The sequence below is a fragment of the Frigidibacter oleivorans genome (assembly GCF_003993775.1).
Classification (GTDB): domain Bacteria; phylum Pseudomonadota; class Alphaproteobacteria; order Rhodobacterales; family Rhodobacteraceae; genus Frigidibacter; species Frigidibacter oleivorans.
On sequence record NZ_RJRZ01000004.1, the window covers coordinates 189,031 to 213,987 of the forward strand.

A 24,957-nucleotide genomic window follows, 5' to 3' on the forward strand; every position below is an offset into this window, starting at 1 on the left:
CGTCCGGTCACTCCGCCAGCACCCAGGTGTCCTTGACCCCGCCGCCCTGCGACGAGTTCACCACGAGACTGCCCTCGGTCAGCGCCACCCGCGTCAGCCCGCCGGGGACCAGCTCGATCCGCTCGCCCACAAGGCAATAGGGCCGCAGGTCCACATGGCGCGGCGCCACGCCCTCGTCCACGAAGGTCGGCACCGTGGACAGGGCCAGCGTCGGCTGGGCGATATAGTTCCCGGGATCGGCCTTGATCCGGTCGGCGAAGACCGCGATCTGCTCCTTCGTGGCCTTGGGGCCGACCAGCATCCCGTAGCCGCCGGAGCCATGAACCTCCTTCACCACCAGTTCCGGAAGGTTCGCCAGCACATGCTTCAGGTCATCGGCCTTGCCGCATTGCCAGGTGGGCACGTTCTGCAGGATCGGCTCCTCGCCCAGATAGAAGCGCACCATGTCGGGCACGAAGGTATAGACCGCCTTGTCGTCGGCCACGCCCGCCCCCGGCGCCGAACAGATCGTCACCCCGCCCGAGCGGTAGACATCCATCAGCCCCGGCACGCCCAGCATCGAATCCGGGCGGAAGCACAGCGGGTCGAGGAAACTGTCGTCGATCCGGCGGTAGATCACATCCACCTTCTTCGGCCCCTCGGTGGTGCGCATCCAGACGAAGCCATGCTCGACGAAGAGGTCCGCGCCCTCGACCAGTTCCACGCCCATCAGGTCGGCAAGGAAGCTGTGTTCGTAATAGGCGCTGTTGAAATGGCCGGGCGTCAGGATCACGATCACCGGGTCGCGGTCGCATTTCGCCGGCGCGACGCTGGCCAGCGTCCGGCGCAGCAGGTCTGAATAGCCGTCCACCGGTTCGATCCGGTTCGACTGGAACAGGCCCGGGAACATCCGCATCATGATCTCGCGGTTTTCCAGCATGTAGCTGACGCCCGAGGGCGTGCGGCAGTTGTCCTCCAGCACGTAGAAATCGTTGGGGCCGGTGCGGACGATGTCGATGCCGACGATATGGCTGTAGACCCCGCGCGGCGGCACGAAGCCCGCCACGGCCTTTTCATAGGCCTCGTTGCGATAGACCAGCCGCGAGGGGATGCGCCCCGCGCGCACGATCTCGCCCCTGCCGTAGACATCGACGAGAAAGGCGTTCAGCGCCCGTGCCCGCTGCTTGATCCCCCGTTCCAGCCGCCGCCATTCTTCTTGCAGGAAGACGCGCGGGAACATGTCGAAGGGGATCAGCCGGTCCGGATCGCCGCCCTCGCCATAGACGGCGAAGGTGATGCCGATGCGGCGGAACAGGGTTTCCGCCTCGGCCTGCTTCATCTGCCGCAACTCGGCGGGCATGGACTGCATCCAGTCCTGAAGCCGGGCATAGGGCGGGCGGACCGCGCCGCCATCGTACATCTCGTTGAAGTAAGTGGTCGTCATGCCGCCCCTGATGCCGCCCCTGCCGCTGTCCGCCGCGCTGTCCTGCCGTTCCGGCTGCCTGCGCTGGCTGCCCGGCCCTGCGGCGATTCCGGGCGTCTGGTCCAAGTGTTAGGCAGGCCCCGGGGCCGGGGGAAGAACCCTCATGCCATTCGCGCAGAGCGCCGGCAAGAGGCCGCCCATAACTTGGGCATGCGATCAAATCCTGTGCAACCGCGACCAGTACCGGCCACCGTCGGGCCGCCGCGCCCCGCCTTCCCTTCCCGCAACCGGGCCCTATCTTCTGCGCATGGCCCGCGAACCCGTGCTCAGCTTCACCGACAGGGGCATCTATTGCGCCGCCGGGGATTTCCACATCGACCCGTGGCGCCCGGTGGACCGGGCCATCGTCACCCATGCCCATTCCGACCACGCCCGGTCCGGGATGCGCCGCTATCTGGCCACGCCGCGCACCATCGCCGCGATGCGCCACCGGCTCGGGCCGATCGCGGCCGAGCCGCTGCCCCATGGCGAGGCGCGGCGCATCGGCGGCGCGACGGTCAGCCTGCATCCCGCCGGGCACGTTCCGGGTTCCGCCCAGGTCCGGGTCGAGGTGGGGGGCGAGGTCTGGGTAGTCTCGGGCGATTACAAGACCGTGCCCGACGGTCTGTCGGAACCGTTCGAGCCTGTCCCCTGCCACGCCTTCATCAGCGAATGCACCTTCGGCCTGCCGGTCTTCCGCTGGGCGCCCGAGGCGGAGATCCGGGCCGACCTGAACCGTTGGTGGGCGGAATGCGCGGCCAGCGGCCGGACGGCGCTGGTCGGGGCCTACAGCCTTGGCAAGGCGCAGCGGATCCTCGCGGCGCTCGATCCCTCGGTCGGGCCGATCCTGACCCATGGCGCGGTCGAGGCGATGACCGAGGTGCTGCGCGGCGAGGGGCTGGCCCTGCCCGCGACGGAGCATCTGGTCCCGGGGATGACCGCGAAGACCCATCCCGGCGCGATCCTCGTCGCCCCGCCCTCGGCGCTCGGCTCGCCCTGGGCACGGCGCTTCGGCCCGGTCTCGGACGCCTTTGCCTCGGGCTGGATGCGGCTGCGCGGCATCCGCCGCCGCCGCGCGGTGGATCGCGGCTTCGTGATGTCCGATCATGCCGACTGGGAGGGGCTGACCACCGCGATCCGCGCCACCGGGGCCGAGCGTGTCTTCGTCACCCACGGCTATACCGCGCCCTTCCGCCGCTGGCTGGAAGACCAGGGTTACGATGCCGGCATCGTCACCACCGACTGGCAGGGCGACGAGGCCGAAGAGACGGAGGTGACGGAGTGACCGCGCCCCGACCCGGCTGTTGTCCCCGCCGCGCGCCCGGCCCCGTCCCCCGGGGCGCTGCCCCGGACCCCGGGATATTTCCACCGACAAGAAGCAGCGGCGGCTTCTTGTCGGGGCAAATTTCCTCGGGGGGTGAACCGGCGCGGCAGGCGCCGGGAGGGGGGCAGACGGCCCCTCTGCGCGGGCTGCCGCGGGGCTGAGCGATGGAGCGGTTCGCGCAGCTCTTCTCGGCGCTCGACGCCACCACCCGCACCGGCGAGAAGACGGCGGCCCTCGCCGCCTATTTCCGCGAGGCGCCGGAACCCGACCGGCTGTGGACCGTGGCGCTTTTGTCGGGACGGCGGCCGAAGCGGGCGGTGACCGCGACCCGGCTGGCGGAATGGGCGGCCGACCGGGCTGGGCTGCCCGGCTGGCTCTTCGACGAAAGCTATGCGGTGACCGGCGATCTGGCGGAAACCATCGCGCTGATCCTGCCGCCCGCGGGCGCGCCGCAGGCGCGCAGCCTGTCGGACTGGATCGGGCTGATCCTGACCCTCTCCGCGCAGGCCGAACCCGAACGGCGGGCGGCAGTGCTGGCCGCATGGGATGCGCTGGACGGCACCGAACGCTTTCTCTTCAACAAGCTGATCACCGGCGGCTTCCGCATGGGGGTGGCGCGCGGGCTGATGGTGCGGGCGCTGGCGCAGGCGACGGGGATCGAGGAGCCGGACCTCGCTCATCGGCTGATGGGCGACTGGACGCCCGAGCGCACGACCTGGGCCGGGCTGATCCTGACCAACGATCCCGGCGCCGACCTGACCCGCCCCTATCCCTTCTGCCTCGCCCATCCGCTGGAGGCCGAGCCCGCCACGCTGGGCGATCCGTCCGACTGGGCCGCCGACTGGAAATGGGACGGCATCCGCGGGCAGGCGGTGCTGCGCGGCGGGCGGTTCAGCCTGTGGTCGCGCGGCGAGGATCTGGTGACGGACCGCTTCCCCGAACTGGCGGAACTGGCCGACCGGCTGCCGCAGGGCACGGTGGTGGATGGCGAGATCCTCGCCTTCCGCGACGGGCGGCCCCTGCCCTTCGCGGCGCTGCAGACCCGGATCGGGCGCAAGACGGTGACGAAGAAGCAGCTGGCCGAGGCGCCGGTGGTGCTGATGGCCTATGACCTGCTGGAAGCGGAGGGCCGCGACCTGCGGGGCGAGCCCTTCGACACCCGCCGCGCGGGGCTGGAGGCGCTGGCTGCCGCGATGCCCGGGGGCACGCCCTTCCGGCTGTCGCCGCTGATCCCTTTCGCCGACTGGCCGGCCCTCGCCGCGGCGCGCGCTGGCGCGGCCGGGGAGGCCGCGGAAGGGGTCATGGTCAAGCGCCGCGGCTCGCCCTATCACACCGGACGCAAGCGCGGCGACTGGTGGAAATGGAAGCTCGACCCGATGAGCTTCGATGCGGTGATGGTCTATGCGCAGGCGGGGCACGGGCGGCGGGCGAACCTCTATACCGACTTCACCTTCGCGCTGTGGGACGGCGATGTGCTGGTGCCGGTGACGAAGGCCTATTCCGGCCTGACCGATGCGGAATTCAACGAGATCACCGCCTGGGTGCGCCGGCACACGCTGGAACGCTTCGGCCCGGTGCGGCGGGTGGCGCCGGATCTGGTGTTCGAGATCGCCTTCGAGGGCATCCAGGAAAGCAGCCGGCACAAGTCCGGCATCGCGTTGCGCTTTCCGAGGATGGCGCGCTGGCGGCGCGACAAGCCGGCGGCCGAGGCCGACACCATCGACACCGCGCGCGACCTGCTGCGCGCGCGGGGCCCGTAGGGCGACCGCCCCCGGCCCTTGCGCCCGCCCGCCGGGCCACCCTATGTCAGGACTGCCAAGAGAGAGGTTTCCCGATGCTGCGTCCGTTTCCCCGCCCGCTGTCCGATGCCAATGCCACGCCGGGGGGCGCGGGCTTCGGCGACCTGCCGGACTGGGACCTGACCGACCTTTACCCCGCGCCGGACGCGCCCGAGGTGGGGCGCGACATGGCCTGGCTGAAGGCCGCCTGCCGGGATTTCGCCGACGACTACGAAGGCCGCCTGCATGAACTGGACGCCGACGGGCTGCTGGACTGCGTGCATCGCTATGAACGGATCGAGACGGTCAGCGGCCGGCTGATGTCCTATGCGGGGCTGCGCTATTACCAGAACACGCTGGATGCGGGCCGGGCCAAGTTCATGGCCGACCTGCAGGACCGGATCACCGACGACACCACGGCGCTGGTGTTCTTCAGCCTCGAATTCAACCGCCTGCCCGACGAGCATCTGGAAAGCCGGCTGCAGGCCGATGAGCGGCTGGCGCGCTATCGCCCGGTCTTCGACCGGTTGCGCGCGATGCGGCCGCATCAGCTTTCGGATGAACTGGAACGCTTCCTGCACGACCAGTCCACCGTCGGCGCCGCGGCCTGGAACCGGCTGTTCGACGAGACGATGGCGGGACTGATGTTCGAGGTGGAGGGCGAGCCCGAGGCGCTGAACCTCGAGGCGACGCTGAACCTCTTGTCGGATCACGACCGCGCCCGGCGCGAGGCCGCGGCCCATGAACTGGCCCGCGTCTTCGGCCAGAACCTGAAGCTGTTCGCCCGCGTACACAACACGCTGGCGAAGGAGAAGGAGATCGAGGACCGCTGGCGCAAGATGCCGACGCCGCAGCATGGCCGGCACCTGTCGAACCATGTGGAACCCGAGGTGGTGCAGGCGCTGCGCGATGCGGTGGTGGCGGCCTATCCGAAGCTGAGCCACCGCTATTACCGGTTGAAGGCGAAGTGGCTGGGGCTGGACCGGCTGCAGGTCTGGGACCGCAACGCGCCGCTGCCGACCGAGGCCGCCCGCACCATCGGCTGGGACGAGGCGCGCGACACGGTCAGCGCCGCCTATGCCGCCTTCGACCCGCGCATGGCCGAGATCGCGGCGCCGTTCTTCACCAAAGGCTGGATCGACGCGGGGGTGAAGCCGGGCAAGGCGCCCGGGGCCTTTGCCCATCCGACCGTGACCGAGGTGCATCCCTATGTGATGCTGAACTACCTCGGCAAGCCGCGGGACGTGATGACCCTGGCGCATGAACTGGGCCACGGCGTGCATCAGGTGCTGGCGGCGGGACAGGGGGAACTGCTCGCCTCCACCCCGCTGACGCTGGCGGAAACGGCCAGCGTCTTCGGCGAGATGCTGACCTTCCGGCGACTGCTGGCGGCGGCGAAGTCGCCCGAAGAGCGCAAGACCCTGCTGGCCGGCAAGGTCGAGGACATGATCAACACCGTCGTCCGGCAGATCGCCTTCTACGATTTCGAGTGCAAGCTGCACGCCGCCCGGCGCGAGGGCGAGCTGACGCCCGAAGACATCAATGCGCTGTGGATGTCGGTGCAGGGCGAAAGCCTGGGCGACGCCTTCGACTTCATGCCGGGATACGAGACCTTCTGGGCCTATATCCCGCATTTCGTGCATTCGCCCTTCTACGTCTATGCCTATGCCTTCGGCGACGGGCTGGTGAACGCGCTCTACGCCGCCTACGAGGAGGGGCTGCCGGGCTTCGAGGAGAAGTATTTCGCCATGCTGCGGGCCGGCGGGTCGAAGCATCACAAGGAGCTGCTGGCGCCCTTCGGGCTGGACGCGACCGACCCGACCTTCTGGGACAAGGGCCTGTCGATGATCGCCGGCATGATCGACGAGCTGGAGGCGATGGGCTGAGCCTATTGCAGCGCGATCTCGGCCAGGATCCCGCGATGGTTCGAGCCGAGATCGTCGCCGAAGGGCCGGAGCGAGACCAGCCGCGCCCCGCCCCGCACCAGCGCGTTGTCGATGGGCACGCCGAAGGCCTGCGCATCCACCGGCCAGGTCGGCACCGGCAGGCGCAGCGCGGAGAGGCCCGTCTCGTCGATCATCCGCCGCATCGGCCGCGACCAGGGCGCCGAATTGAAGTCGCCCATCAGCACCAGCGGGCCGGCCACGCCGTTCACCCGCTGCACCAGATGGGCATCCTCGTCCTCGACCTCGCCGGTGAACCAGGGTTTGCGCTTGTGCGCGATCATCAGCGTCACCGGCTGGGCCGCGCCCTCGACCTGCAGTTCGACCGAGCGCAGGCGCGACTGCCAGGACCCGCGCACAGGGTCGGGGTCCACAGGGTTCAACGGCCGCTTTGACAGCACCACGACCTGACAGAGCTTCTCGCAGCCCAGCTGGTGCGGCCACCGGTCGTGCAGTTCGGGCAGGACCTCGCGCAGCGCGCCGCTTTCGGCGAAGGCCACCACATCGGGGTCGGCCGCGCGCACCGCGGCCGCGATGTTCTGCGCATTGGCGAAATTGTCGCCCAGCACGTTGAAGAACAGCACCCGCAGCACCGCCGGCTGATCGGCGGCCAGCGGCAGCGAGCGCGCCCCATGCTGGATGGCGAAGGCGCCGAAGGCCACGGCGGCGGCCAGAACCAGCGCCAACGCCGCCCGCCAGGCCCCCACCAGCGCCGCCACCAGCGCGATGACCGCGCCGCCGATCAGGAACTGCGGTGCCACGCTGTCGAACATGCGGGCGATCGGCCCCACCGCCATCGTGGTCGGGATCCGGGCCGGCAGGATGCCCGCCAGCAGCATCAGAAGCGACAGGCAGAGAAGCGCCCCGATCAGGCGCTGGCGAAAATGAAGGCGGCTCATGCGATCCTGCGGCTGTAAGACGGCGGTCGGGCCGGGGCGGTTCCCCCGGCCGGACGTGGCGCCACCTTAGCCACGCCGCGTCGCGGCGCAACCGCGGGGCAGGTTCACGACACGACACGAGCGGGTGAACGCCGCCCCTGCCCCGCCGATCCGCGCGGGATCACGCCGTCGCCATCATCCCGCGGTCGCGGGCCAGTTCCTGCATCCGCTTCTGCAGCTTCTCGAAGGCGCGCACCTCGATCTGGCGGATACGCTCGCGGCTGACATCGTAGCGGCCCGACAGGTCTTCCAGCGTGGCGGGATTGTCCTCCAGCCGGCGCTGCATCAGGATGTCGCGTTCGCGGTCGTTCAGCACGTCCATCGCCTGCTCCAGCAGTTCGCGCCGCGCCTCCAGCTCGTCGCGCTCCTCCAGATCGCTGGCCTGGTCGGCGGATTCATCCTCCAGCCAGTCCTGCCACTGGGTCGCGGATTCTCCCTCCTGCCCCACCATCGCGTTCAGCGAGGCGTCGCCGCCGGACAGCCGGCGGTTCATGTCGATGACCTCATCCTCGGTCACGTTCAGGTCGCGGGCGATCTGGGCCACGTTTTCCGGGCGCAGGTCGCCTTCCTCCAGCGCGCCGATCTTCGACTTGGCCTTGCGCAGATTGAAGAACAGCTTCTTCTGCGCCGAGGTGGTGCCCAGCTTCACCAGGCTCCAGGACCGCAGGATATATTCCTGGATCGAGGCGCGGATCCACCACATCGCATAGGTGGCAAGGCGAAAGCCGCGTTCGGGATCGAAGCGCTTGACCGCCTGCATCAGGCCGACATTCGCCTCGGAAATCACTTCCGCCTGCGGCAGGCCATAACCGCGATAACCCATGGCGATCTTGGCGGCGAGCCGCAGATGGCTCGTCACCAGCTTGTGCGCGGCCGAGGCGTCCTGATGGTCGACCCAACGCTTGGCCAGCATGTATTCTTCTTCCGGCTCCAGCAGCGGAAACTTGCGGATTTCCTGCAGATAGCGGTTCAGGCCCTGTTCCGGGCTGGGGGCGGGAAGATTGGTGTAACTGGTGCTCATCCTGTCCTGACCTTGATCCCGCGGGCATGATCGCATGCATGCCGGAGCGGGACTCGCTTAGCTATGAATGGCTCAAGCCCGGTTCAAGCCCCGTTACGGGACGGCAGTTGCGGCACGGGCGTTGCTCTTCGAACGATTGAACGCATGATGCTGTTCCGGCCGTCGCGACGCCAGCATCATGTCAGGGCCTTCACGCGCATGTGCCTGTGCGTCATCGCCCGGGATCGCCCGCTGCGGTGCGCGGGGGCCCGGACGGCTCTGCAGGGCCGCACAACGCCCCCTGCGGCGGGTCCGGTCAGATCAGCGGCGCGAAGCTGGCCATCAGGTTGTTGGCGATCCGCCGCGGCAGCGACCAGTCGCGCACCGCCGCCTCGTCCACCGGGGGCGCCTCGGCCAGCCACAGCGCCTGCAACCGCCCCACCGCACCGGCCAGCGCCGCGTCATGGGCCAGAAGGCCGTTCTCGTAGTTCAGCTCGAAACTGCGGCGATCCATGTTGGCCGAACCGATCACCGCCACGATCCCGTCCACGACCAGCGTCTTGGCATGCAGCAGGCCCGGCCGGTATTCGTGCAGTTCCACCCCCGCCGACAGCAGCTGGCGATAGAAGCTGCGGCTGGCCATGCCGACGATGCGGCTGTCGTTGCGGGCGGGCAGGATCATCCGCACCCGCACCCCGCGCACGGCGGCGGCGCAGATCTGCTGGTGCAGCGCCTCGTTCGGCACATAGTAGGGCGTGGTGATCACCAGATCGCGCCGCGCGGCCGCGATGGCCGCCTGAAACACGTCCGACACCGCGTGCTTGTTCAGGCTCGGCCCCGATCCGAAGGCAATGGCCACGGCCAGCCCCGCCGCCTCGGCATCGCGCGCCGGATGCACCGCTTCCTTCAGCAGGTCCGACACATCCTCTTTCGCATGGGTGATCCAGTCCGACACGAACAGCTGCTGGTGCTGCCAGACCACCGGGCCGGTCAGGCGCAGCATGATGTCCACCCAGGGCGCATAGCGGGCCTTGATCGCGAAGGCCTCGTCGGCGCAGTTGCGGCTGCCGCACCAGGCCACGTCGCTGTCGATCACCACGATCTTGCGGTGGTTGCGGATGTCGATGCGCGAGATCGCCAGCCGCAGCAGCGGGAAAGAGATCGAGAAGGCCTTGCGCGCCCGCACGCCCGCCGCCTGCATCGCCGCCCATGTGGCAGAGGCGACGAAGGCCCGGCTGCCGAGCGCATCGACCATCACCCGTACCTCGACCCCGCGGCCGGCGGCGCGGATCGCCGCATCGGCCACCCGCCGCCCGGCATGGTCGTCCAGCCAGATGTAGAACAGCAGGTGGACGTGCCGTTCCGCCGCGTCGATATCCGCCACCAGCCGGTCGATCGCGCCCTCGCCCTGCGGCATCAGCTCGATCCGGTTGCCCGTGAGCGCCGCGAAGCCGTTCGCCGCCGCCGCCCGGTCGAAGAGCGGCCGGAACGGGTCGGGCACCTGGGCCAGCGGGGCGGGCGGCGCGGGCGGCAGCGCCTCGATCGCGCCCGTCATCCGGTCCAGCGTGCGGCGGCTGATCTTGATCTCGCCGATGAGGAAATACAGCGCCACGCCCGCGAAGGGCACGGCGAGGATCACCATCACCCAGGCCATGCGGGTGGCCGGGTCGCGATCCTCGCGGGCCATGACCCGCAGCAGGGTCAGCCCCTGCAGGGCGACATGCAGGATCACCCACCACGACAAACTTTGCAGGATCATGCGCGCCCCCCGAGGCAGCGAGGCTGTCAGAGACCGCGCAGCCGATCAAGCAGCGCCTGCATGTCGGCGGGCAACGGGGCCGAAAAGGAGAGCGCGGCGCCGGTCACCGGATGTTCGAAGCCCAGCGTCGCGGCATGCAGCGCCTGCCGGGGGAAGGCCGCCAGCGCCTCGGCCGCCGCGGGGCCGAGCGCCGCGGCATTGGGCTTGCGCCGCCCGCCATAGGTCGGATCCCCCACCAGCCCGTGCCCGGCATGGGCCATGTGCACGCGGATCTGATGGGTGCGCCCGGTTTCCAGCCAGCAATCGACCAGCGCCAGCGCCGGCGGCGTGCCGAAGACTTCGTCCACCCGCGCCCGCGTCACCGCATGACGGCCGCCATGATCGACCACCGCCTGCCGCTGCCGGTCGGTCTTGTGCCGGGCCAGCTGCGTGGCGATGCGCAGGATGCCGCCGGATTCGAAGCTGACGCCCTTCGTGCCGCCGAGCCGGGGATCGGCGCGGTCGGGTACGCCGTGGCACAGCGCGAGGTAATGGCGTTCCACCGCATGCGCCTCGAACTGGCGGGCGAGGCCGTGATGCGCGCGGTCGGATTTCGCCGCGACCAGCAGGCCCGAGGTATCCTTGTCGATCCGGTGCACGATGCCGGGCCGCCGCTCGCCGCCGATCCCGGCAAGGCTGTCGCCGCAATGGTGCAGCAGCGCATTGACCAGCGTGCCCGAGGGCGAGCCCGGCGCCGGATGCACCACCATCCCCGCCGGCTTGTCGATCACGATCAGGTCGTCATCCTCGTGCACGATGACCAGCGGGATGGGTTCGGGCAGGGTTTCCACGCTTTCCGCCGGGCCGAGCGCGATCTCGATCTCGTCGCCCTCGGCCACCTTCGCCTTCTGGTCGGCCAGCACCGCGCCGCCCCGGCTGACCGCGCCCTCCTCGATCAGCTTCGCCAGCCGCGAGCGCGACAGCGACCATTCCTCTGGCACCGCGGCGGCCAGCGCCTTATCAAGGCGCGCGGGCGCATCCGGCCCGATGGTGACGCGCAGGAGACGGCTGCCGATGGCAGGATCGAACGCAGGTTCTGACAAGGGGCCTCCGCAGGACGAATACGCGACGCCGCCCGAACTGCGCTTTCTGAAGACGCTGGTGACGGTGCTGGCGGGCGTGATGATCGCAGGGCTTCTAGCGATCGTGGCGCTGCTTGTCATCCGCTTCTCGCAGCCGCTGCCGGAGGTCGTGCCCTCCGCGGGGCCGACCCTGCCCGCGAACATCGCCCTGCCCGAGGGCGAGACCGCCCGCGCCGTGACCTTCGGCACCGGCTGGATCGCGGTGGTGACCGGGGATGACGAGATCCTGATCCTCGACGGCGCGACCGGCGCGCTGCGGCAGCGGGTGCGGATCGGCGGCTGAGCCCGCAGGGCGGCTGGCGTTGCAGCGGGGGGTTTCACACCCCCCGCGCCCCCCGTGGGATATTTGGGTCAGCTGCAGGGGAAAGGGTCAGAAGCTCGCCCCGTCCGGGTCCGGCCCGATCCGCCCCGCCGGATCGTCCAGCGCCTCGATCGCCGCCATCTGCGCCGGGGTCAGGTCGAAGTCGAAGACCTGCGCGTTTTCGCGGATGCGGGCGGGCGTCACCGATTTCGGGATCGCCACATGGCCCTGCTGCAGATGCCAGCGGATGATCACCTGCGCCGGCGTCCGCCCCGTTTCCGCCGCGATGGCCGCGATGGCGCCCGTCGCCAGCGCCTTGCCCTGACCCAGCGGGCTCCATGCCTCGGTCAGGATGTCCCTGCGGCTGTGCACCGCCTTCAGCGGCCGCTGCTGGAAGGCGGGATGCAGCTCGACCTGGTTGAGCACCGGCGTGACGCCGGTATCCGTCACGATCCGGTCCAGCGTCTCCGGCGTGAAGTTCGACACGCCGACAGACCGCACCAGCCCGTCCTCGCGCAGGCGGATCAGCGCCTTCCAGCTGTCGGGGAAGGTGCCCTTGCGGGGCATCGGCCAGTGGATGAGGTAAAGGTCCACATAATCCGTGCCCAGCCGTTTCAGGCTGGCCTCGCAGGCGCGCAGGGCGCTGTCGAAGCCCTGGTCCGCGTTCCACAGCTTCGTGGTCAGGAACACCGCGTCGCGGGGCAGGCCCGATCCGGCGATGCCGCGCCCGACGCCGGTTTCGTTGCCGTAGATCGTGGCGGTATCGACGTGGCGATAGCCGGCGGCCAGCGCCTCGGCCACCGCCGCCTCGGCCTGGTCGTCGGTCGCCTGCCAGACGCCGAGCCCCAGTTGCGGGATGCGGTGTCCGTCGTTCATCTGCAGGACGGGCTGTTCGGTCATGCTGTCATCCTTCGCTTGCGGCAGGAGGCTCAGAGCCCCCACATCCGGGGTTCGCCGATCTCGACCGAGGTGCCGGCCGGATCGCGCAGATAGACTGACCGGGCGCCGCCCGGCCAGAGATGGTCATGTTCGATGGCAACGCCCGCCGCCGCCAGCCGGTCGCGCCAGGCCTGCACCGCCGCGCCATCGGCCACGCGAAAGCAGACATGGCCCGGTCCGCTGGCGCCGTGCCGGGGGATCGGGTTGTCGGGGTCGGGCCGGGCGGAGTCGCGCGGGTCGAAGATCAGCAGCATCTGCCCGCCGCAGCGCAGGAAGACGAAGCGCCCGGGCACGCGCCGCACCACCTGCAGGCCGAAATGGCGGGTGTAGAAGGCCTCTGCCGCCGCCAGATCCTCGGCATAGAGCACGGTTTCCAGAATGCCGTCGGGCTGCATCGCGCCTCCTTCCGCCGGTCTGGCGGTGCCGTTGCGTCCGGGTCAGTGGCCCGGGCGTATCACCCCGGCCTCCGTCACGATGATATCGAGCGGCTCGTCGGTCGGTTCCACCGGCACCTCCTCGACCTCCTGCAGGGCGAAGGCGAAGCCCACGGCGATGACCGGCCCCTGCGCGCGCAGCGCCGCCAGCGTCCGGTCGTAGAAGCCGCCGCCATAGCCGATCCGATAGCCGCGCCAGTCGAAGGCCAGCAGCGGCACGATCAGCACCGTGGGCACCAGCCAGTCGCCCGCCACCGGGATGCGCGCGCCGAACTCGCCGGGCACCAGTTCGGCCCCCGGCGTCCATTCGCGGAACCGGAGCGGCTGGCCCGCGCCCGGGATCACCGGCACGCCGACCCGCCCGCCGCGATCCGCATGGGCGGCCATCGCCGGCAGCGGGTCGATTTCCGTCCGCATCGGCACATAGCCCGCCAGTACCGCATCCGCGACCGGGGCCAGCACCGCCGCCAGACGCTGGGCGGCATTGCCCTGCCCCGCGGCGAAGGCGGTCTTGCGGGCGGCCAGGGCGGCGCCCCGCAGCTCGGCCTTGCGGGCCAGGATGTCCGCCGCCGCGCTCACAGCAGGATCACCGTGGCGAGGCCGAGGAAGGCGAAGAAGCCCACCACGTCGGTCATGGTCATCACGAAGGTGCCCGAGGCCAGCGCGGGGTCGAGCTCCATCCGGTCCAGCAGCAGCGGCACCATCACCCCGGCCAGCGCCGCGACCAGCAGGTTGATGATCATCGCGAGCCCGATCACCACCGCCAGCCAGGGCGAGCCGAAGAAGAGCCAGCCCACCGTACCCATCGTCACCGCGAAGACGGCGCCGTTGATCAGCCCCACCATCGCCTCGCGCCGCACGACCCGGCCCGCGTTCGAGCCGGTCAGGTTCTTGGTCGCCAGCGCCCGCACCGCCACGGTCAGCGATTGCGTGCCGGCATTGCCGCCCATCGAGGCGATGATCGGCATCAGCGCGGCCAGCGCCACGATGGCCTCGATCGTCGCCGAGAATTGCGAGATGACGATGGCCGAGACATTGGCCGTTAGGAGGTTCACCGCCAGCCATGGCGTGCGCTGGCGCACCGTTTCCACCACCCCGTCGGAGATCGAGCTGTCCTCGCCCACCCCGGCGAGGCGCAGCACGTCCTCCTCATGTTCCTCGTCCAGCACGTTCATCGCGTCGTCGATGGTGATGACGCCCACCAGCCGGTCGTTGTGGTCCACGACCGGGGCCGAGATCAGGTGATACTGGTTGAAGGCATAGGCGACCTCGCCCTCCTCCTGATAGACGCTGAAGGTGCGGAAACTGTCCTCGGTGATGGTGTTCAGCCGCACGTCCCGGCGCGAGGACAGAAGCTTGCCCAGCGTCACATAGCCGATGGGATGCTGGCGCGGATCGACCAGCACCACATGGTAGAACTGGTCCGGCAGCCAGTCTTCGGCGCGCAGGAAGTCGATGGTCTCGCCCACGGTCCAGTGTTCGGGGGCGGTCACCACCTCGCGCTGCATCAGGCGGCCGGCGGAATATTCCGGATAGGTCAGCGACTGTTCGACGGCGGCCCGGTCCGACTGGTCGAGCGCGCCGAGGATGATTTCCTGCTGCGGTTCCTCCAGGTCTTCCAGCAGGTCGACGACATCGTCGGAATCGAGGGTGCGCACCGCCTCGGTCAGGATCTCGCGCGGGAGATGCTCGATCACCTCCTCGCGGATCGACTCGTCGATCTCGGACAGGACCTCGCCGTCGATGCCGCGCGGCCACAGCTGCAGCAGCTCGCGCCGCTCGGCCCAGCCGATCTGTTCCAGAAGGTCGGCGATGTCGGCCGCGTGCAGGGGCTCGGTCAGCCGTTCCAGCCGTTCGGTGTCGCGGTGTTCGACGGCGTCGAGGATCTCTTGCACCAGCTCGGGATCGAGCGCGTAGTCCTGTTCCTCGCGCTCCGCCCCCTCGCGCGCGGCATCGCGCGCCTCGATCGGCGGATCCTCGACCTGCTTCTCTGCCATCGCGCCCCCTTCTGGTTGGCCGGACCTTAGCCGACCGCCCCGGCAGACACTACCCGCGCCGCGGCGGCGAAAGGCAAAATCCGGCCCATCCGGCGCAATCGCAGGGTTCCACCTTGATTTTTTCCCGCGTTTGGCCAAATACAACGGCGCACCATCTTCGAACTCTGTCCCTTCGGGTGCAGCTACCTTCGATCTGACGCTGCCGGGCCGCCGCACTTCCGCGGGCGGCACATACGAAAAGGGACAACACGATGGCCAATGGCACCGTGAAATGGTTCAACGCCACCAAAGGCTTCGGCTTCATCCAGCCGGATGGCGGCTCCAAGGACGTCTTCGTTCACATCAGCGCCGTCGAGCGTTCGGGCATCTCGCAGCTGAACGACGGCGCGAAAGTGACCTTCGACATCGAGAAGGGCCGCGACGGCCGGGAATCGGCGATCAACCTGTCGCTGGTCTGATCGCGGGCCCCTTTGGGGCCTGACGGATTTCGGAAGGGCCGGTGCCTGCGGGGCACCGGCCCTTTTGCATGCGGCCTCCCGGCGTTTCGCCTTGAAATTCCCCGAGGCGGAGAATATATCTAAACAGGTATAGCGGAGGTCGCGGTGCCGGAGCGCAGGCTGGTCTGGGTCGCGGACGCAAGAAAGCGGCTGCTGGAATTTCCCAAGCCGGTCAGGGTGCAGGTCGGCTACGCGCTCGGCGAGGCGCAGCTGGGGCGAAAGGCTGCTTCGGCCAAGCCGATGACAGGTCTGGGCGCGGGCGTGATGGAGATCGTCGCCGACCATGACGGCGACACGTTCCGCGCCGTCTATGCCGTGAAGCTGGGGGACGACCTCTATGTGCTTCACGCCTTCCAGAAGAAGTCGCGGACGGGCATCGCGACGCCCAAGCACGAGATCGATGTGATCAAGACCCGGCTGAAACGGCTGAACGCACAACTGGGGATGTCCTGATGGATCGGAAGGAAGACTTGGAACTGGAACCCGGCAGCGGCAATGTCTTTGCCGATCTGGGTCTCGAGGACGCGCCGGAGCTCAAGCTGAAGGCCGCTATCGCGGGACAGATCAATTCGATTCTCCTGCATCGGCACCTGACGCAGATCGAGGCCGCAGACCTGCTGCAGATTCCGCAACCCAAGGTCTCGGCCCTCAAGAACGGCAAGCTGCACGGCTTTTCGCTGGAGAAGTTGCTGGCTCTGATGGTCCGGCTGGATCGCAACGTCGAGATCGGCTTCCAAAAGGCGGCCTCCAGCGATCGGGCGGGCTATTTCCTGCACGACGGCAAGCGCCGGATCCAAGTGGCGACGTGATGCGGGGCTGAACGCCCCGCCCCCCTTGCCCGCGCGTGCCCGGCATGGTCCAAGCAGGAGGTAACCGCAGGAACCCCGACCCATGGACCAGCTGATCCTCGGCCAGACGCTGTCTTTCGCCGGCGACCCCTTCGCCGAGGGGCCGGGCGCGGCGCGGCATCATGCCAGGGGCGGGGTGCTGGTCCGCGACGGGCGGATCGTGGCGGTGGGCGACGGGGCGGCGCTGCGGGCGGCGCATCCCGACGCGGCCGTCACCGACATGGGCGCGCGGCTGCTGTCGGCGGGCTTCGTGGATGCGCATGTGCATTACCCGCAGACGGCGATCGTGGCGTCTTGGGGCAAGCGGCTGATCGACTGGCTGAACAGCTATACCTTCCCCGAGGAGATGCGCTTCGGCGACCCCGCCCATGCGGCGGCGGTGGCGGAAAACTATCTCGACCTCGCGCTGGCGCATGGCACGACGACGATGTGCAGCTATGCCACCATCCATCCCGAAAGCGTCGATGCCTTTTTCGCCGCCGCCCGGGCGCGGGGGCTGCGGGCGCTGGCCGGCAAGACCTGCATGGACCGCAACGCGCCCGAGGGGCTGCGCGACACCGCGCAGTCGGCCTATGACGACAGCCGGCGGTTGCTGGAGGCCTGGCACGGGGTGGACCGGCTGTCCTATGTGATCACGCCGCGCTTCTCGCCGACCTCGACGCCCGAACAGCTGATGGTGCTGGGGCAGTTGTGGCGCGAATATCCCGGTTGCCTGATGCAGACGCATCTGAGCGAGCAGACCGACGAGATCGACTGGGTGAAGGGCCTGTATCCGCAGGCCCGCGACTATCTGGACACCTATGAGGCGCAGGGCCTGCTGGCCGAGGGCGCGGTCTTCGGCCATGCCATCCACCTGACGCCCCGCGAACGCGCCCGGCTGCGCGAGACGGGGGCGGCGCTGGTGCATTGCCCGACCTCCAACACCTTCATCGGCTCGGGCCTCTTCGACATGGCCGAGCTGAAGGCCGAGGGGCAGCGGATCGGGCTGGCCACCGATACCGGGGGCGGGTCGTCCTTTTCGATGCTGCGCACGATGGCCGCCGCCTATGAGGTGGGTCAGCTGCGTGGCCGCGCGCTGCACCCGTCGGAACTGTGGTGGCTTGCGACCTGCGGCTCGGCCGGGGCGCTGCGGCTGGACGACCGGATCGGCAACCTCGCCCCGGGGATGGAGGCCGATATCGTCGCCATCGACCTTGCCTCCACCCCGGCCATCGCGCAGCGCGCGGCCCGGGCGAACAACCTGTGGGAGGCGCTGTTCCCCACCATCATGATGGGCGACGACCGCGCGGTGGCGGGCGTCTGGATCGCGGGGCAGCGGCGGGGCTGACCGGCAGCCGCTAGTGCACCGGTGCGCCGCCCGTCACCCCCAGCGTCAGCCCGGTAATGTAGGACGCCTCGCGGGAAGCGAGAAAGACATAGGCCCCCGCGCATTCGGCGGGCTGGCCGGCGCGGCCGATGGTGGTGTCGGCGCCGTGGCCGGTCAGCATGTCCATCGGCTTGCCGCAGGACGGTTGCAGCGGCGTCCAGATCGGACCGGGCGCCACGGCATTGACCCGCACCCCGCCCCGGATCGCCTGTTTCGACAGGCTTTCCACGAAAGCCACCTGCGCGGCCTTGCTGGCGGCATAGTCGGGCAGGCCGGCCGCGGGCGCGAAGGCCTGGATCGAGGCGGTGACGATGATCGACCCGCCGGGCGGTAGCAGCGGCAGCGCCGCGCGGCAGCTCAGGAAGGTGGACAGCACGTTGACGCGCAGCACCTCGTCGAACTGGCGGAAGGACACGTCGTCGATCGTGTCCGTCGTCATCTGCATCGAGGCGTTGCAGACCAGCAGGTCGAGCCCGCCCATCAGCGCCGCCGCCCGGCCAGGCAGCCCCTCGGCCGTTTCGCGTTCCAGCAGGTCGCCGGGGATCAGGTGCAGTTCCGCCCCCTCCTCTGCCGCCAGCGCCGCCACCTCCTGCGCATCGGCCTCTTCCGCGGGCAGGTAGGCGATGGTCACCGCCGCGCCCTCGCGCCAGAAGGCGATGGCCACCGCCCGGCCGATGCCGCTGTCGCCGCCGGTGACCAGCGCCCGGCGGCCCTGCAGCCGTCCCGCGCCGACATAGCTGGTCTCGCCATGATCCGGGCGCGGGTCCATCGCCGCCGTGGCGCCGGGCGCAGGCTGCGCCTGTTCGGGCCAGGGCGGCCGGGGATAGAGCGTGCGGGGATCGACGAGGCTCGGCACCGGGACCAGCGCCGGGGCCACCGGAACCTCGGGCGGAGGCTCCGGCGGCGGCGCGCCGGGTTCGGGCAGATCGGGTTCCGGTTCCGGCAGGTCGGGTTCGGGCAAGTCGCCCGGCACGGGCGGATCGCTGGCGTCGGTCATGGGCGTCTCCTTCGGGCAGGCGAGGATGCCGGACCAACGCCCCCCGCCCCGCCGCGTTCCGCCCGTCCCCGCCGTGCCCCCGAGGGGTGACCTCAGTGGATCGGGTTGCCGCCGGTCACGCCCACGATCTCGCCGGTCATGTAACCGGATTCCTGCGTGGCGAGGAACACATAGGTCGAGGCGATTTCGGCCGGCTGGCCCGGACGTCCGAAGGCCGACTGCTTGCCGAAGTTCTTCAGCTTCTCGGCCGGCTGCCCGTGCGAAGGTTGCAGCGGCGTCCAGAACGGCCCCGGCGCCACGCCGTTCACGCGGATGCCGCGGTCGGCTAGCTGCGCGGCCAGCGCCTTGGTGAAGCCGATGATTGCGTATTTGGTCATCGCATAGTCCATCAGCGTCGGCGAAGGGTCATAGCCCTGGACCGAGGTGGTGTTGATGATCGCGGCGCCGGGCTGCATGTGGTGCAGCGCGGCCTTGGTCAGCCAGAACATCGCATGGACATTGGTGCGGAAGGTGGCGTCGAACTGATCGGTGGTGATGTCCTCGATGGACCCTTGCGCCACCTGCTTGCCGGCATTGTTCACCAGCACGTCGATCCCGCCCATGATCTCGGCGGCGGTGCTGACCAGCTTCTGGCAGAAGGCCTCGTCGCTGATGTCGCCGGGCAGGGCATCGGCCTTCAGCCCCTCGCCCCGCAGCAGCTCGACCAGCGAGGTCGCGTCGCGGTCCTCGTCGGGCAGGTGATTGATGACCACATGCGCGCCCTCGCGGGCATAGGCGATGGCCGCGGCCCGGCCGATGCCGCTGTCGCCACCGGTGATCAGGGCGCGGCGGCCGGTCATCCGGCCGAGGCCCTTGTAGCTGTCCTCGCCGTGATCGGGCACGGGATCCATCGTCGCGGCCAGCCCGGGTTCGGGCTGCATCGGCGTGTCGAAGGGCGGGCGGGGATAGAGGTCGCGCGGATCGTGCGGTTCGAACTGGTTGTTCGGCTTGCGGCTTGCGTTCTCGGTCATGGCGGCTCCTTTCGGCTGCTGTCAGCGTCCGAACAGGCAGCCCGCCGGGATGTTTCCGTGAAACCGGGGCTGCCGCCACGTCGCCCCCTTCGGCAGAGCACCTCGCCGCGCCGCTAGCCGGCGAGCCGCCGCGCCAGCCGGTTCTGCCGCTCGATCACCCGCGGCAGGTCCAGCGTCGTCATCTGCCCGTCCCGCACCACCTGTCGCCCCTCGACGAAGAGGTGGCGCACCTGCCGCGGCCCCGCCAGCAGCAGCGCCGCCGCATCCCAGCTGCCGGCGCTGTCGATGCCGGTCACGTCCCAGATCGCCAGATCGGCGCGGAAACCGACGGCAACCTGCCCGATATCGTCGCGCCCCAGCACCCGGGCGCCGCCGCGCGTGGCGATCTCCAGCGCCTCGCGGGCGCTCATCGCATCGGCGCCCCGCGCCACCCGCTGCAACAGCATCGCCATCCGCGCCTCGGCCGCCAGGTTGCCGGCATCGTTCGAGGCCGAGCCGTCCACGCCCAGCCCCACCGGCACGCCCGCATCCCGCATCGCCCGCACCGGCGCGACGCCCGAGCCGAGCCGGCAGTTGGAACAGGGGCAATGCGCGACCCCGGTGCCCGAGCGGGCGAACAGGCCGATCTCGCCCGCGTCCAGCTTCACGCAATGGGCGTGCCAGACATCCGCGCCCGTCCAGCCCAGATCCTCGGCATACTGGCCGGGACGGCAGCCGAACATCGCCTGCGAATAGCGGATGTCCTCGTCATTCTCGGCCAGATGGGTGTGCAGCCGCACGCCCTTGTCCCGCGCCAGCAGCGCCGCATCACGCATCAGGTCGCGGCTGACCGAGAAGGGCGAGCAGGGGGCCACGCCCACCCGCACCATCGCCCCGGGCGCGGGGTCGTGGAAAGCGTCGATCACGCGGATGCAGTCGGACAGGATCGCGGCCTCGCCCTCGACCAGATCGTCGGGGGGCAGGCCTCCCGCGCTTTCGCCGATCGACATCGCGCCGCGCGTGGGGTGAAAGCGCAGCCCTGCCTCGGCCGCGGCAGCGATGGTGTCGTCCAGCCGCGCGCCGTTGGGATAGAGGTAGAGGTGGTCCGAGGTGGTGGAACAGCCGGACAGCGCCAGTTCCGCCAGCCCCGTCTGGGCCGAGACGAACATCTCTTCCGGCCCGAACCGGGCCCAGATCGGATAAAGCGTCTTCAGCCAGCCGAAGAGCAGCGCGTCCTGCGCCCCCGGAACCGCCCGTGTCAGCGTCTGGTAGAGGTGGTGATGGGTGTTCACCAGCCCGGGCGTCACCACGCAGCCGCGCGCCTCTACCCGTTCGGCGCCGGGGGCGACCAGCCCCTGCCCGGCAAGGTCATGGCCCACCGCGGCGATCTGCCCGCCCCGGATCAGGACATCGGCCCCCGCCAGTTCGCGGCCGGCGTCGTCCATGGTCACCACCACATCGGCCCGGCGGATCAGGATGTCGGTCATCGGCGTTCCCCTGCCCCTTCGGAACGCGCCGGACCCGGCGACAGAAGGGGAAAGGACTCGCCCGGGTCCCGCGCCGTCTAGCGCGGGCCGCCCCCCCGATCAAGCCCGCCGATCACGCGTTCAGCAGCGCCATCGCCTCGCCATGGATGGCGGCGTTTGCGGCGGCCAGCACCCGTCCGCCGTCGCGTGCCGGCCCCCCCTGCCAGTCGGTGACAAGGCCGCCTGCGGCCTCGATCACCGCGATAGGGGCGTGGATATCGTAGGGCTGCAGCCCCGCCTCGATCACCAGGTCGATCTGGCCCGCCGCCACCAGCGCATAGGCATAGCAGTCGGCGCCATAGCGCGTCAGCCGCGCCGCGCGGGACACCCGCGCGAAGGCCCCGGCATCCGCCGGGGTGCCGACCTCGGGGAAGGTGGTGAACAACGTCGCCCCGGACAGGGGCCGCGCCGCGCGGCAGGCGAGCGTCTGGCGCCCCAGCGGCCCCGTGACCTCGGCCACGCCAAGCCCGCCTGCGAACCGCTCGCCGATATAGGGCTGGTCGATCAGCCCGAACAGCGGATGCCCGTCCGGCCCCGCGACCGACACCAGCACGCCCCAGACCGGCGTGCCCGAGATATAGCCGCGCGTGCCGTCGATGGGATCCAGCACCCAGGTCAGGCCGGAGGTGCCCTCGCTGCGGCCGTATTCCTCGCCCAGGATCGCGTCCTCGGGGCGCAGGCGGGCCAGCACCGCGCGCATCGCCCGTTCGGCGGCGCGGTCGGCCTCGGTCACCGGATCGAAGCGGTGGTCTTCCTTCGTCGCGGCCTCGAGGTCGCTGCGGCGGAAATACGCCAGCGTCTCGACCCGCGCGACATCGGCGGCGGCATGGGCGGCGGCGATCAGCGCCGCCTTCAGGTCATCCGGGATCACGGTCATCTGGCCTCGCAAGGGTCGTCCCTGCGGTAGCCGGGTCCGGTGGGGGCCGTCAAGCGCGCCGGTCGGGTTCTAAGGTCCGGCCGGCCGTGACTAAGCTGCCGCGTCCGACAGCACCCGCGCGAGGTCGAACAGCCGGCGCCGCTGCGCCTCGGGGATGGCATAGTAGGAGCGCACCAGTTGCAGCGCCTCCTTGTCGGCGAGGATGTCGCCCTCGATCTCTTCCGCCGGGGTAGCGCCGCCTTCGAGCCCTTCGAAGAAGAAGGCGATGCTGACGCCCAGAACCTCGGAAATGTCCCACAGCCGCGATGCCGAAACCCGGTTCATGCCGGTCTCGTATTTCTGGATCTGCTGGAACTTGATGCCCACCCGTTCGGCGAGCTGTTGTTGCGTCATGCCAATCATCCACCGGCGGTGACGGATGCGCTTGCCGACGTGGATGTCTACCGGATGCTTCATCGTCGCATACTCCTTCGCTTCCACACTAGCTAAAGCAATCTTCGTGCCAAGCGTAGGCTGACACGAAAAATTTCATCGGGCGGCGCGCCGCCCCCGCCCCATCCTGCAGTTGCAGCATCGCGGCGGGACCGCCGCCAGAGGCGATCCGAGCCGGCTGGCGGGAAGACGCCGATGCGCCGCAGGATGACGCTAGGTCACTGTGACCGCGCGGATTCGGTAGATTCGCAAAATGCGTCGCAAAACGCGAAGATCGGTCAGGTATAGGCGCTGGCGAGATCGTGCTTCAGCCGGTCCACCACCTCTCCGCGCTGCACCTGCGCATCATAGAGGCAGATCCGCGTCTGCCCCAGCGGCGGCAGGATGTTCCCGGCCTCGATCACGGCGCAGCCCGCCGGCACCACGCCCCGCATCCGCACGGTGACCGCAAGGTCGGCGGCGGCCGTCGTTTCCATCACCTGATCCGACTGGCCGGAATAGCCCAGTTCCCACGGGATGCCGGCGGCGTCGAGCGCGGCCAGCGCCCGGGTGCGGAAGATGCACACCTCCTCGAAGGCCAGCCGCAGCGGGCGCCGCTGCCAGACCGTGCCCTCGGGCGCGCCGATCCAGACCAGATCGCGTTCGGCAAGGATCGCCCCGCCCTCGCCCGGCTGATCCTCGGTCGTCAGCATCAGGTCCAGCTCGCCCCGGGCGAACAGCTCGCGCAGGCGCAGGGTGAAGGACGAGACGAGGTTCACCCGGACCCGCGGAAATTCCTGCGCATGGCGTTTCAGGATCGCCGGGATGACCGGGTAGACGATGTCATGCGGCACGCCCAGCCGGATCTCGCCCTCATAGGCCGCGCCCGTCATCCGCGCCAGCGCCTCGTCGTTCAGGCTCAGCATCCGGCGGGCATAGCCCATCAGCTGCTCGCCCTCGGGCGTCAGCGACAGCCGCCTTGCCGCGCGGCAGAAGAGGCCGAGCCCGAGACTGTCCTCCAGCCGCTTGATCTGCATCGAGACGGCCGATTGCGTCAGGTTCAGCAGCGAGGCCGCGCGGGTGACGCCGCCGGCATCGGCCACCGTGACGAAGGACCGTAGGGCCGTCAGGTCGAGGTTCCGGGCCATATCAACATCCGTGATGAACAGGTCAGCAAACATTCGTTTCCAAGATGTGTCACGATCCGGCATCGTCATCAAGAGACTTCATCCTGACTCCCTCCACCATCACGAGACGTGAAAGGATAACCCGATGTACCTCTTCTCGCTCGCCCGTCCGAAGCTGCCCCCGGGCCTGCGCCGGGTCGCCCTGCTGCCCGCGCTGGCGCGGATGCGCGCCGCCCGCCGCCAGCGCCGGCACCTGCTGATGCTCGACCCTCACCTGCTGGCCGATATCGGGCTGGACCGGGCGTCGGCCGAACGCGAGGCCGCCCGCCCCGCATGGGACGTTCCGCGGCATTGGCGGCAATAGCCCCGCCGGCGCGGGCCGGGCGGGGGGCGCAAAGCTCACCCGCAGGTTCGCATTTCGGCCCGCCTGCGGCGCCAAGACCCTTGAACCCAAAGGCAGGCTTGCCGATATTCGTTGCAATCCATGCGCAACTGCGCAGGGATCAGGGAACGCAATTTTCGGAGGCTTCAATGGCTGACTTGAACACGATGCGCGCCGGCCGGGTTGGAGCCGGCACGCTGCGCGTCGACGCAGGACTGAAGGCGCATATGAACAAGGTCTACGGGCTGATGTCCGTGGCCATGCTGATCACTGCCCTCTCGGCCTGGGCGATTGCCGGGCTCGCCGTCGGGCCCGACGGCGCGCCCACCGCGCTCGGCCAGGCGATCTATTTCTCGCCGCTGAAGTGGGTCATCATGTTCGCCCCGCTCGCGGTGGTCTTCGGCTTCGGCGCGATGATCAACCGGATGTCGGCCGCCACCGCGCAACTGGTGTTCTATGTCTACGCGGTGCTGATGGGCCTGTCGCTGTCGTCGATCTTCCTGGTCTTCACCGGGGTGTCGATCGCGCAGACCTTCCTCGTGACCGCCATCGCCTTCGCGGGCCTGTCGCTCTACGGCTACACCACCAAGCGCGACCTGTCGGCGATGGGCTCCTTCCTGATCATGGGCCTGATCGGCCTGATCGTCGCCTCGATCGTGAACATCTTCCTCGCCTCCTCGGCGGTGGCCTTCGCGATCTCGGCGATCGGCGTGCTGATCTTCGCGGGCCTGACCGCCTTCGACACGCAGCGCATCAAGGTCGAATACCTGCAGCATGCGCAGATGGGCGATGGCGAGTGGCTGGCGAAGTCGGCGATCATGGGGGCGCTGAACCTCTACCTCGACTTCCTCAACCTGTTCATGTTCCTGCTGCAGTTCATGGGCAACCGGGAATAACCCGCCCGGAAAGACCCGCCTCATTGCGGGACGGACATTCGGGGGCCGGTGCGACAGCGCCGGCCC

The 24,957-nt window shown here is 69.6% G+C and carries 25 protein-coding genes; 10 read left to right on the plus strand and 15 right to left on the minus strand.

The annotated features are described in order from the left end of the window. Positions 1-7: 7 nt before the first annotated feature. Positions 8-1,423, minus strand: coding sequence for a circularly permuted type 2 ATP-grasp protein (locus tag EEY80_RS07905; protein WP_126976043.1), 1,416 nt, complete (start codon positions 1,421-1,423; stop codon positions 8-10). A gap of 286 nt (positions 1,424-1,709) precedes the next feature. On the opposite strand from EEY80_RS07905, the gene EEY80_RS07910 reads away from it, so the two are divergent. From EEY80_RS07910 to EEY80_RS07920, 3 genes are all read left to right on the plus strand, one after another. After that, positions 1,710-2,726 carry a ligase-associated DNA damage response exonuclease gene (locus EEY80_RS07910; RefSeq protein ID WP_126976044.1) on the plus strand — a complete coding sequence of 339 codons (1,017 nt, stop codon included), beginning with the start codon at positions 1,710-1,712 and terminating at the stop codon, positions 2,724-2,726. Positions 2,727-2,929: 203 nt separating this feature from the next. Beyond that, positions 2,930-4,525 (plus strand): ATP-dependent DNA ligase, encoded by a 1,596-nt coding sequence (locus EEY80_RS07915; protein WP_126976045.1) that lies wholly within the window; start codon positions 2,930-2,932, stop codon positions 4,523-4,525. Between the two features lie 74 nt (positions 4,526-4,599). Further along, positions 4,600-6,429 (plus strand): M3 family oligoendopeptidase, encoded by a 1,830-nt coding sequence (locus tag EEY80_RS07920; RefSeq protein WP_126976046.1) that lies wholly within the window; start codon positions 4,600-4,602, stop codon positions 6,427-6,429. 2 nt (positions 6,430-6,431) lie between these two features. On the opposite strand, the gene EEY80_RS07925 is transcribed toward EEY80_RS07920, so the two are convergent. From EEY80_RS07925 to EEY80_RS07940, 4 genes are all read right to left on the minus strand, one after another. Continuing rightward, positions 6,432-7,385: an endonuclease/exonuclease/phosphatase family protein gene (locus tag EEY80_RS07925; protein WP_126976047.1), complete on the minus strand. Its 954-nt coding sequence runs from the start codon at positions 7,383-7,385 to the stop codon at positions 6,432-6,434. A 160-nt stretch (positions 7,386-7,545) separates the two neighbouring features. Then, positions 7,546-8,445 carry an RNA polymerase sigma factor RpoH gene (rpoH, locus tag EEY80_RS07930; protein WP_126976048.1) on the minus strand — a complete coding sequence of 300 codons (900 nt, stop codon included), beginning with the start codon at positions 8,443-8,445 and terminating at the stop codon, positions 7,546-7,548. A 295-nt stretch (positions 8,446-8,740) separates the two neighbouring features. Then, positions 8,741-10,183, minus strand: coding sequence for a cardiolipin synthase (gene cls / locus EEY80_RS07935; protein WP_126976049.1), 1,443 nt, complete (start codon positions 10,181-10,183; stop codon positions 8,741-8,743). 26 nt (positions 10,184-10,209) lie between these two features. Further along, positions 10,210-11,238, minus strand: a complete 1,029-nt coding sequence (locus EEY80_RS07940) for an RluA family pseudouridine synthase (protein WP_235829757.1) — start codon at positions 11,236-11,238, stop codon at positions 10,210-10,212. Here EEY80_RS07940 and EEY80_RS07945 point away from each other — a divergent pair. Further along, positions 11,237-11,587 carry a DUF6476 family protein gene (locus tag EEY80_RS07945; protein WP_126976051.1) on the plus strand — a complete coding sequence of 117 codons (351 nt, stop codon included), beginning with the start codon at positions 11,237-11,239 and terminating at the stop codon, positions 11,585-11,587. The two genes, EEY80_RS07940 and EEY80_RS07945, sit on opposite strands and share 2 nt — an antisense overlap. Positions 11,588-11,674: 87 nt before the next feature. Here the strand turns inward: EEY80_RS07945 and EEY80_RS07950 are convergent, their stop codons facing one another. Genes EEY80_RS07950 through mgtE form a run of 4 tightly spaced genes read right to left on the minus strand, consistent with a single transcriptional unit; the run spans position 11,675 to position 14,975 of the window. Continuing rightward, positions 11,675-12,505, minus strand: a complete 831-nt coding sequence (locus tag EEY80_RS07950; protein WP_126976052.1) for an aldo/keto reductase — start codon at positions 12,503-12,505, stop codon at positions 11,675-11,677. Between the two features lie 29 nt (positions 12,506-12,534). Then, entirely contained in the window at positions 12,535-12,939 is a 405-nt protein-coding gene (locus EEY80_RS07955; protein ID WP_126976053.1) for a VOC family protein, read from the minus strand. Positions 12,940-12,981: 42 nt separating this feature from the next. Further along, positions 12,982-13,557 carry a 5-formyltetrahydrofolate cyclo-ligase gene (locus EEY80_RS07960; protein ID WP_126976054.1) on the minus strand — a complete coding sequence of 192 codons (576 nt, stop codon included), beginning with the start codon at positions 13,555-13,557 and terminating at the stop codon, positions 12,982-12,984. Continuing rightward, positions 13,554-14,975 (minus strand): magnesium transporter, encoded by a 1,422-nt coding sequence (mgtE, locus tag EEY80_RS07965; protein WP_126976055.1) that lies wholly within the window; start codon positions 14,973-14,975, stop codon positions 13,554-13,556. Before mgtE ends, EEY80_RS07960 begins: the two co-directional genes overlap by 4 nt. Before the next feature lie 251 nt (positions 14,976-15,226). Here mgtE and EEY80_RS07970 point away from each other — a divergent pair, with 251 nt between their 5' ends. The 4 genes from EEY80_RS07970 to guaD all read left to right on the plus strand — a co-directional run bounded on the left by EEY80_RS07970 (position 15,227) and on the right by guaD (position 17,647). Further along, positions 15,227-15,433, plus strand: coding sequence for a cold-shock protein (locus tag EEY80_RS07970; protein ID WP_126976056.1), 207 nt, complete (start codon positions 15,227-15,229; stop codon positions 15,431-15,433). A gap of 144 nt (positions 15,434-15,577) precedes the next feature. After that, complete coding sequence (locus EEY80_RS07975; RefSeq protein WP_205749052.1) at positions 15,578-15,925, plus strand: type II toxin-antitoxin system RelE/ParE family toxin; 348 nt, start codon at positions 15,578-15,580, stop codon at positions 15,923-15,925. 17 nt (positions 15,926-15,942) lie between these two features. Further along, on the plus strand, positions 15,943-16,281 hold the full coding sequence (locus EEY80_RS07980) for a helix-turn-helix domain-containing protein (protein WP_205749053.1): 339 nt from the start codon (positions 15,943-15,945) through the stop codon (positions 16,279-16,281). A gap of 82 nt (positions 16,282-16,363) precedes the next feature. Then, entirely contained in the window at positions 16,364-17,647 is a 1,284-nt protein-coding gene (gene guaD, locus EEY80_RS07985; protein WP_126976059.1) for a guanine deaminase, read from the plus strand. A gap of 10 nt (positions 17,648-17,657) precedes the next feature. Here guaD and EEY80_RS07990 read toward each other — a convergent pair whose 3' ends face one another. The 6 genes from EEY80_RS07990 to EEY80_RS08015 form a co-directional block, all read right to left on the minus strand. Continuing rightward, on the minus strand, positions 17,658-18,683 hold the full coding sequence (locus EEY80_RS07990) for an SDR family oxidoreductase (protein ID WP_126976060.1): 1,026 nt from the start codon (positions 18,681-18,683) through the stop codon (positions 17,658-17,660). A gap of 92 nt (positions 18,684-18,775) precedes the next feature. After that, the gene (locus EEY80_RS07995) at positions 18,776-19,603 is read right to left on the minus strand and encodes an SDR family oxidoreductase (protein WP_205749058.1); all 828 of its coding nucleotides are present in this window, start codon (positions 19,601-19,603) and stop codon (positions 18,776-18,778) included. A gap of 203 nt (positions 19,604-19,806) precedes the next feature. Next, the gene (locus EEY80_RS08000; protein ID WP_126976062.1) at positions 19,807-21,159 is read right to left on the minus strand and encodes an 8-oxoguanine deaminase; all 1,353 of its coding nucleotides are present in this window, start codon (positions 21,157-21,159) and stop codon (positions 19,807-19,809) included. Positions 21,160-21,271: 112 nt separating this feature from the next. Next, the gene (locus EEY80_RS08005) at positions 21,272-22,075 is read right to left on the minus strand and encodes an inositol monophosphatase family protein (protein WP_126976063.1); all 804 of its coding nucleotides are present in this window, start codon (positions 22,073-22,075) and stop codon (positions 21,272-21,274) included. 90 nt (positions 22,076-22,165) lie between these two features. Further along, positions 22,166-22,531, minus strand: coding sequence for a helix-turn-helix domain-containing protein (locus tag EEY80_RS08010; RefSeq protein ID WP_126976064.1), 366 nt, complete (start codon positions 22,529-22,531; stop codon positions 22,166-22,168). 254 nt (positions 22,532-22,785) lie between these two features. Continuing rightward, positions 22,786-23,634, minus strand: a complete 849-nt coding sequence (locus tag EEY80_RS08015; RefSeq protein ID WP_126976065.1) for a LysR family transcriptional regulator — start codon at positions 23,632-23,634, stop codon at positions 22,786-22,788. A 124-nt stretch (positions 23,635-23,758) separates the two neighbouring features. Here EEY80_RS08015 and EEY80_RS08020 point away from each other — a divergent pair, with 124 nt between their 5' ends. Together EEY80_RS08020 and EEY80_RS08025 are read left to right on the plus strand one after the other, a co-directional pair. Continuing rightward, positions 23,759-23,977 (plus strand): DUF1127 domain-containing protein, encoded by a 219-nt coding sequence (locus tag EEY80_RS08020; protein WP_126976066.1) that lies wholly within the window; start codon positions 23,759-23,761, stop codon positions 23,975-23,977. A gap of 167 nt (positions 23,978-24,144) precedes the next feature. Beyond that, complete coding sequence (locus tag EEY80_RS08025; RefSeq protein ID WP_126976067.1) at positions 24,145-24,891, plus strand: Bax inhibitor-1/YccA family protein; 747 nt, start codon at positions 24,145-24,147, stop codon at positions 24,889-24,891. The last annotated feature ends 66 nt before the right edge of the window (positions 24,892-24,957 follow it).

Coding starts and splice junctions, on each gene's coding strand:
- EEY80_RS07905 (WP_126976043.1), bottom strand. CDS start 1,423: ATGACGACCACTTACTTCAACGAGATGTACGATGGCGGCGCGGTCCGC.
- EEY80_RS07910 (WP_126976044.1), top strand. CDS start 1,710: ATGGCCCGCGAACCCGTGCTCAGCTTCACCGACAGGGGCATCTATTGC.
- EEY80_RS07915 (WP_126976045.1), top strand. CDS start 2,930: ATGGAGCGGTTCGCGCAGCTCTTCTCGGCGCTCGACGCCACCACCCGC.
- EEY80_RS07920 (WP_126976046.1), top strand. CDS start 4,600: ATGCTGCGTCCGTTTCCCCGCCCGCTGTCCGATGCCAATGCCACGCCG.
- EEY80_RS07925 (WP_126976047.1), bottom strand. CDS start 7,385: ATGAGCCGCCTTCATTTTCGCCAGCGCCTGATCGGGGCGCTTCTCTGC.
- rpoH (WP_126976048.1), bottom strand. CDS start 8,445: ATGAGCACCAGTTACACCAATCTTCCCGCCCCCAGCCCGGAACAGGGC.
- cls (WP_126976049.1), bottom strand. CDS start 10,183: ATGATCCTGCAAAGTTTGTCGTGGTGGGTGATCCTGCATGTCGCCCTG.
- EEY80_RS07945 (WP_126976051.1), top strand. CDS start 11,237: ATGGCAGGATCGAACGCAGGTTCTGACAAGGGGCCTCCGCAGGACGAA.
- EEY80_RS07950 (WP_126976052.1), bottom strand. CDS start 12,505: ATGACCGAACAGCCCGTCCTGCAGATGAACGACGGACACCGCATCCCG.
- EEY80_RS07955 (WP_126976053.1), bottom strand. CDS start 12,939: ATGCAGCCCGACGGCATTCTGGAAACCGTGCTCTATGCCGAGGATCTG.
- mgtE (WP_126976055.1), bottom strand. CDS start 14,975: ATGGCAGAGAAGCAGGTCGAGGATCCGCCGATCGAGGCGCGCGATGCC.
- EEY80_RS07970 (WP_126976056.1), top strand. CDS start 15,227: ATGGCCAATGGCACCGTGAAATGGTTCAACGCCACCAAAGGCTTCGGC.
- guaD (WP_126976059.1), top strand. CDS start 16,364: ATGGACCAGCTGATCCTCGGCCAGACGCTGTCTTTCGCCGGCGACCCC.
- EEY80_RS07990 (WP_126976060.1), bottom strand. CDS start 18,683: ATGACCGACGCCAGCGATCCGCCCGTGCCGGGCGACTTGCCCGAACCC.
- EEY80_RS07995 (WP_205749058.1), bottom strand. CDS start 19,603: ATGCAGCCCGAACCCGGGCTGGCCGCGACGATGGATCCCGTGCCCGAT.
- EEY80_RS08000 (WP_126976062.1), bottom strand. CDS start 21,159: ATGACCGACATCCTGATCCGCCGGGCCGATGTGGTGGTGACCATGGAC.
- EEY80_RS08005 (WP_126976063.1), bottom strand. CDS start 22,075: ATGACCGTGATCCCGGATGACCTGAAGGCGGCGCTGATCGCCGCCGCC.
- EEY80_RS08010 (WP_126976064.1), bottom strand. CDS start 22,531: ATGAAGCATCCGGTAGACATCCACGTCGGCAAGCGCATCCGTCACCGC.
- EEY80_RS08015 (WP_126976065.1), bottom strand. CDS start 23,634: ATGGCCCGGAACCTCGACCTGACGGCCCTACGGTCCTTCGTCACGGTG.
- EEY80_RS08020 (WP_126976066.1), top strand. CDS start 23,759: ATGTACCTCTTCTCGCTCGCCCGTCCGAAGCTGCCCCCGGGCCTGCGC.
- EEY80_RS08025 (WP_126976067.1), top strand. CDS start 24,145: ATGGCTGACTTGAACACGATGCGCGCCGGCCGGGTTGGAGCCGGCACG.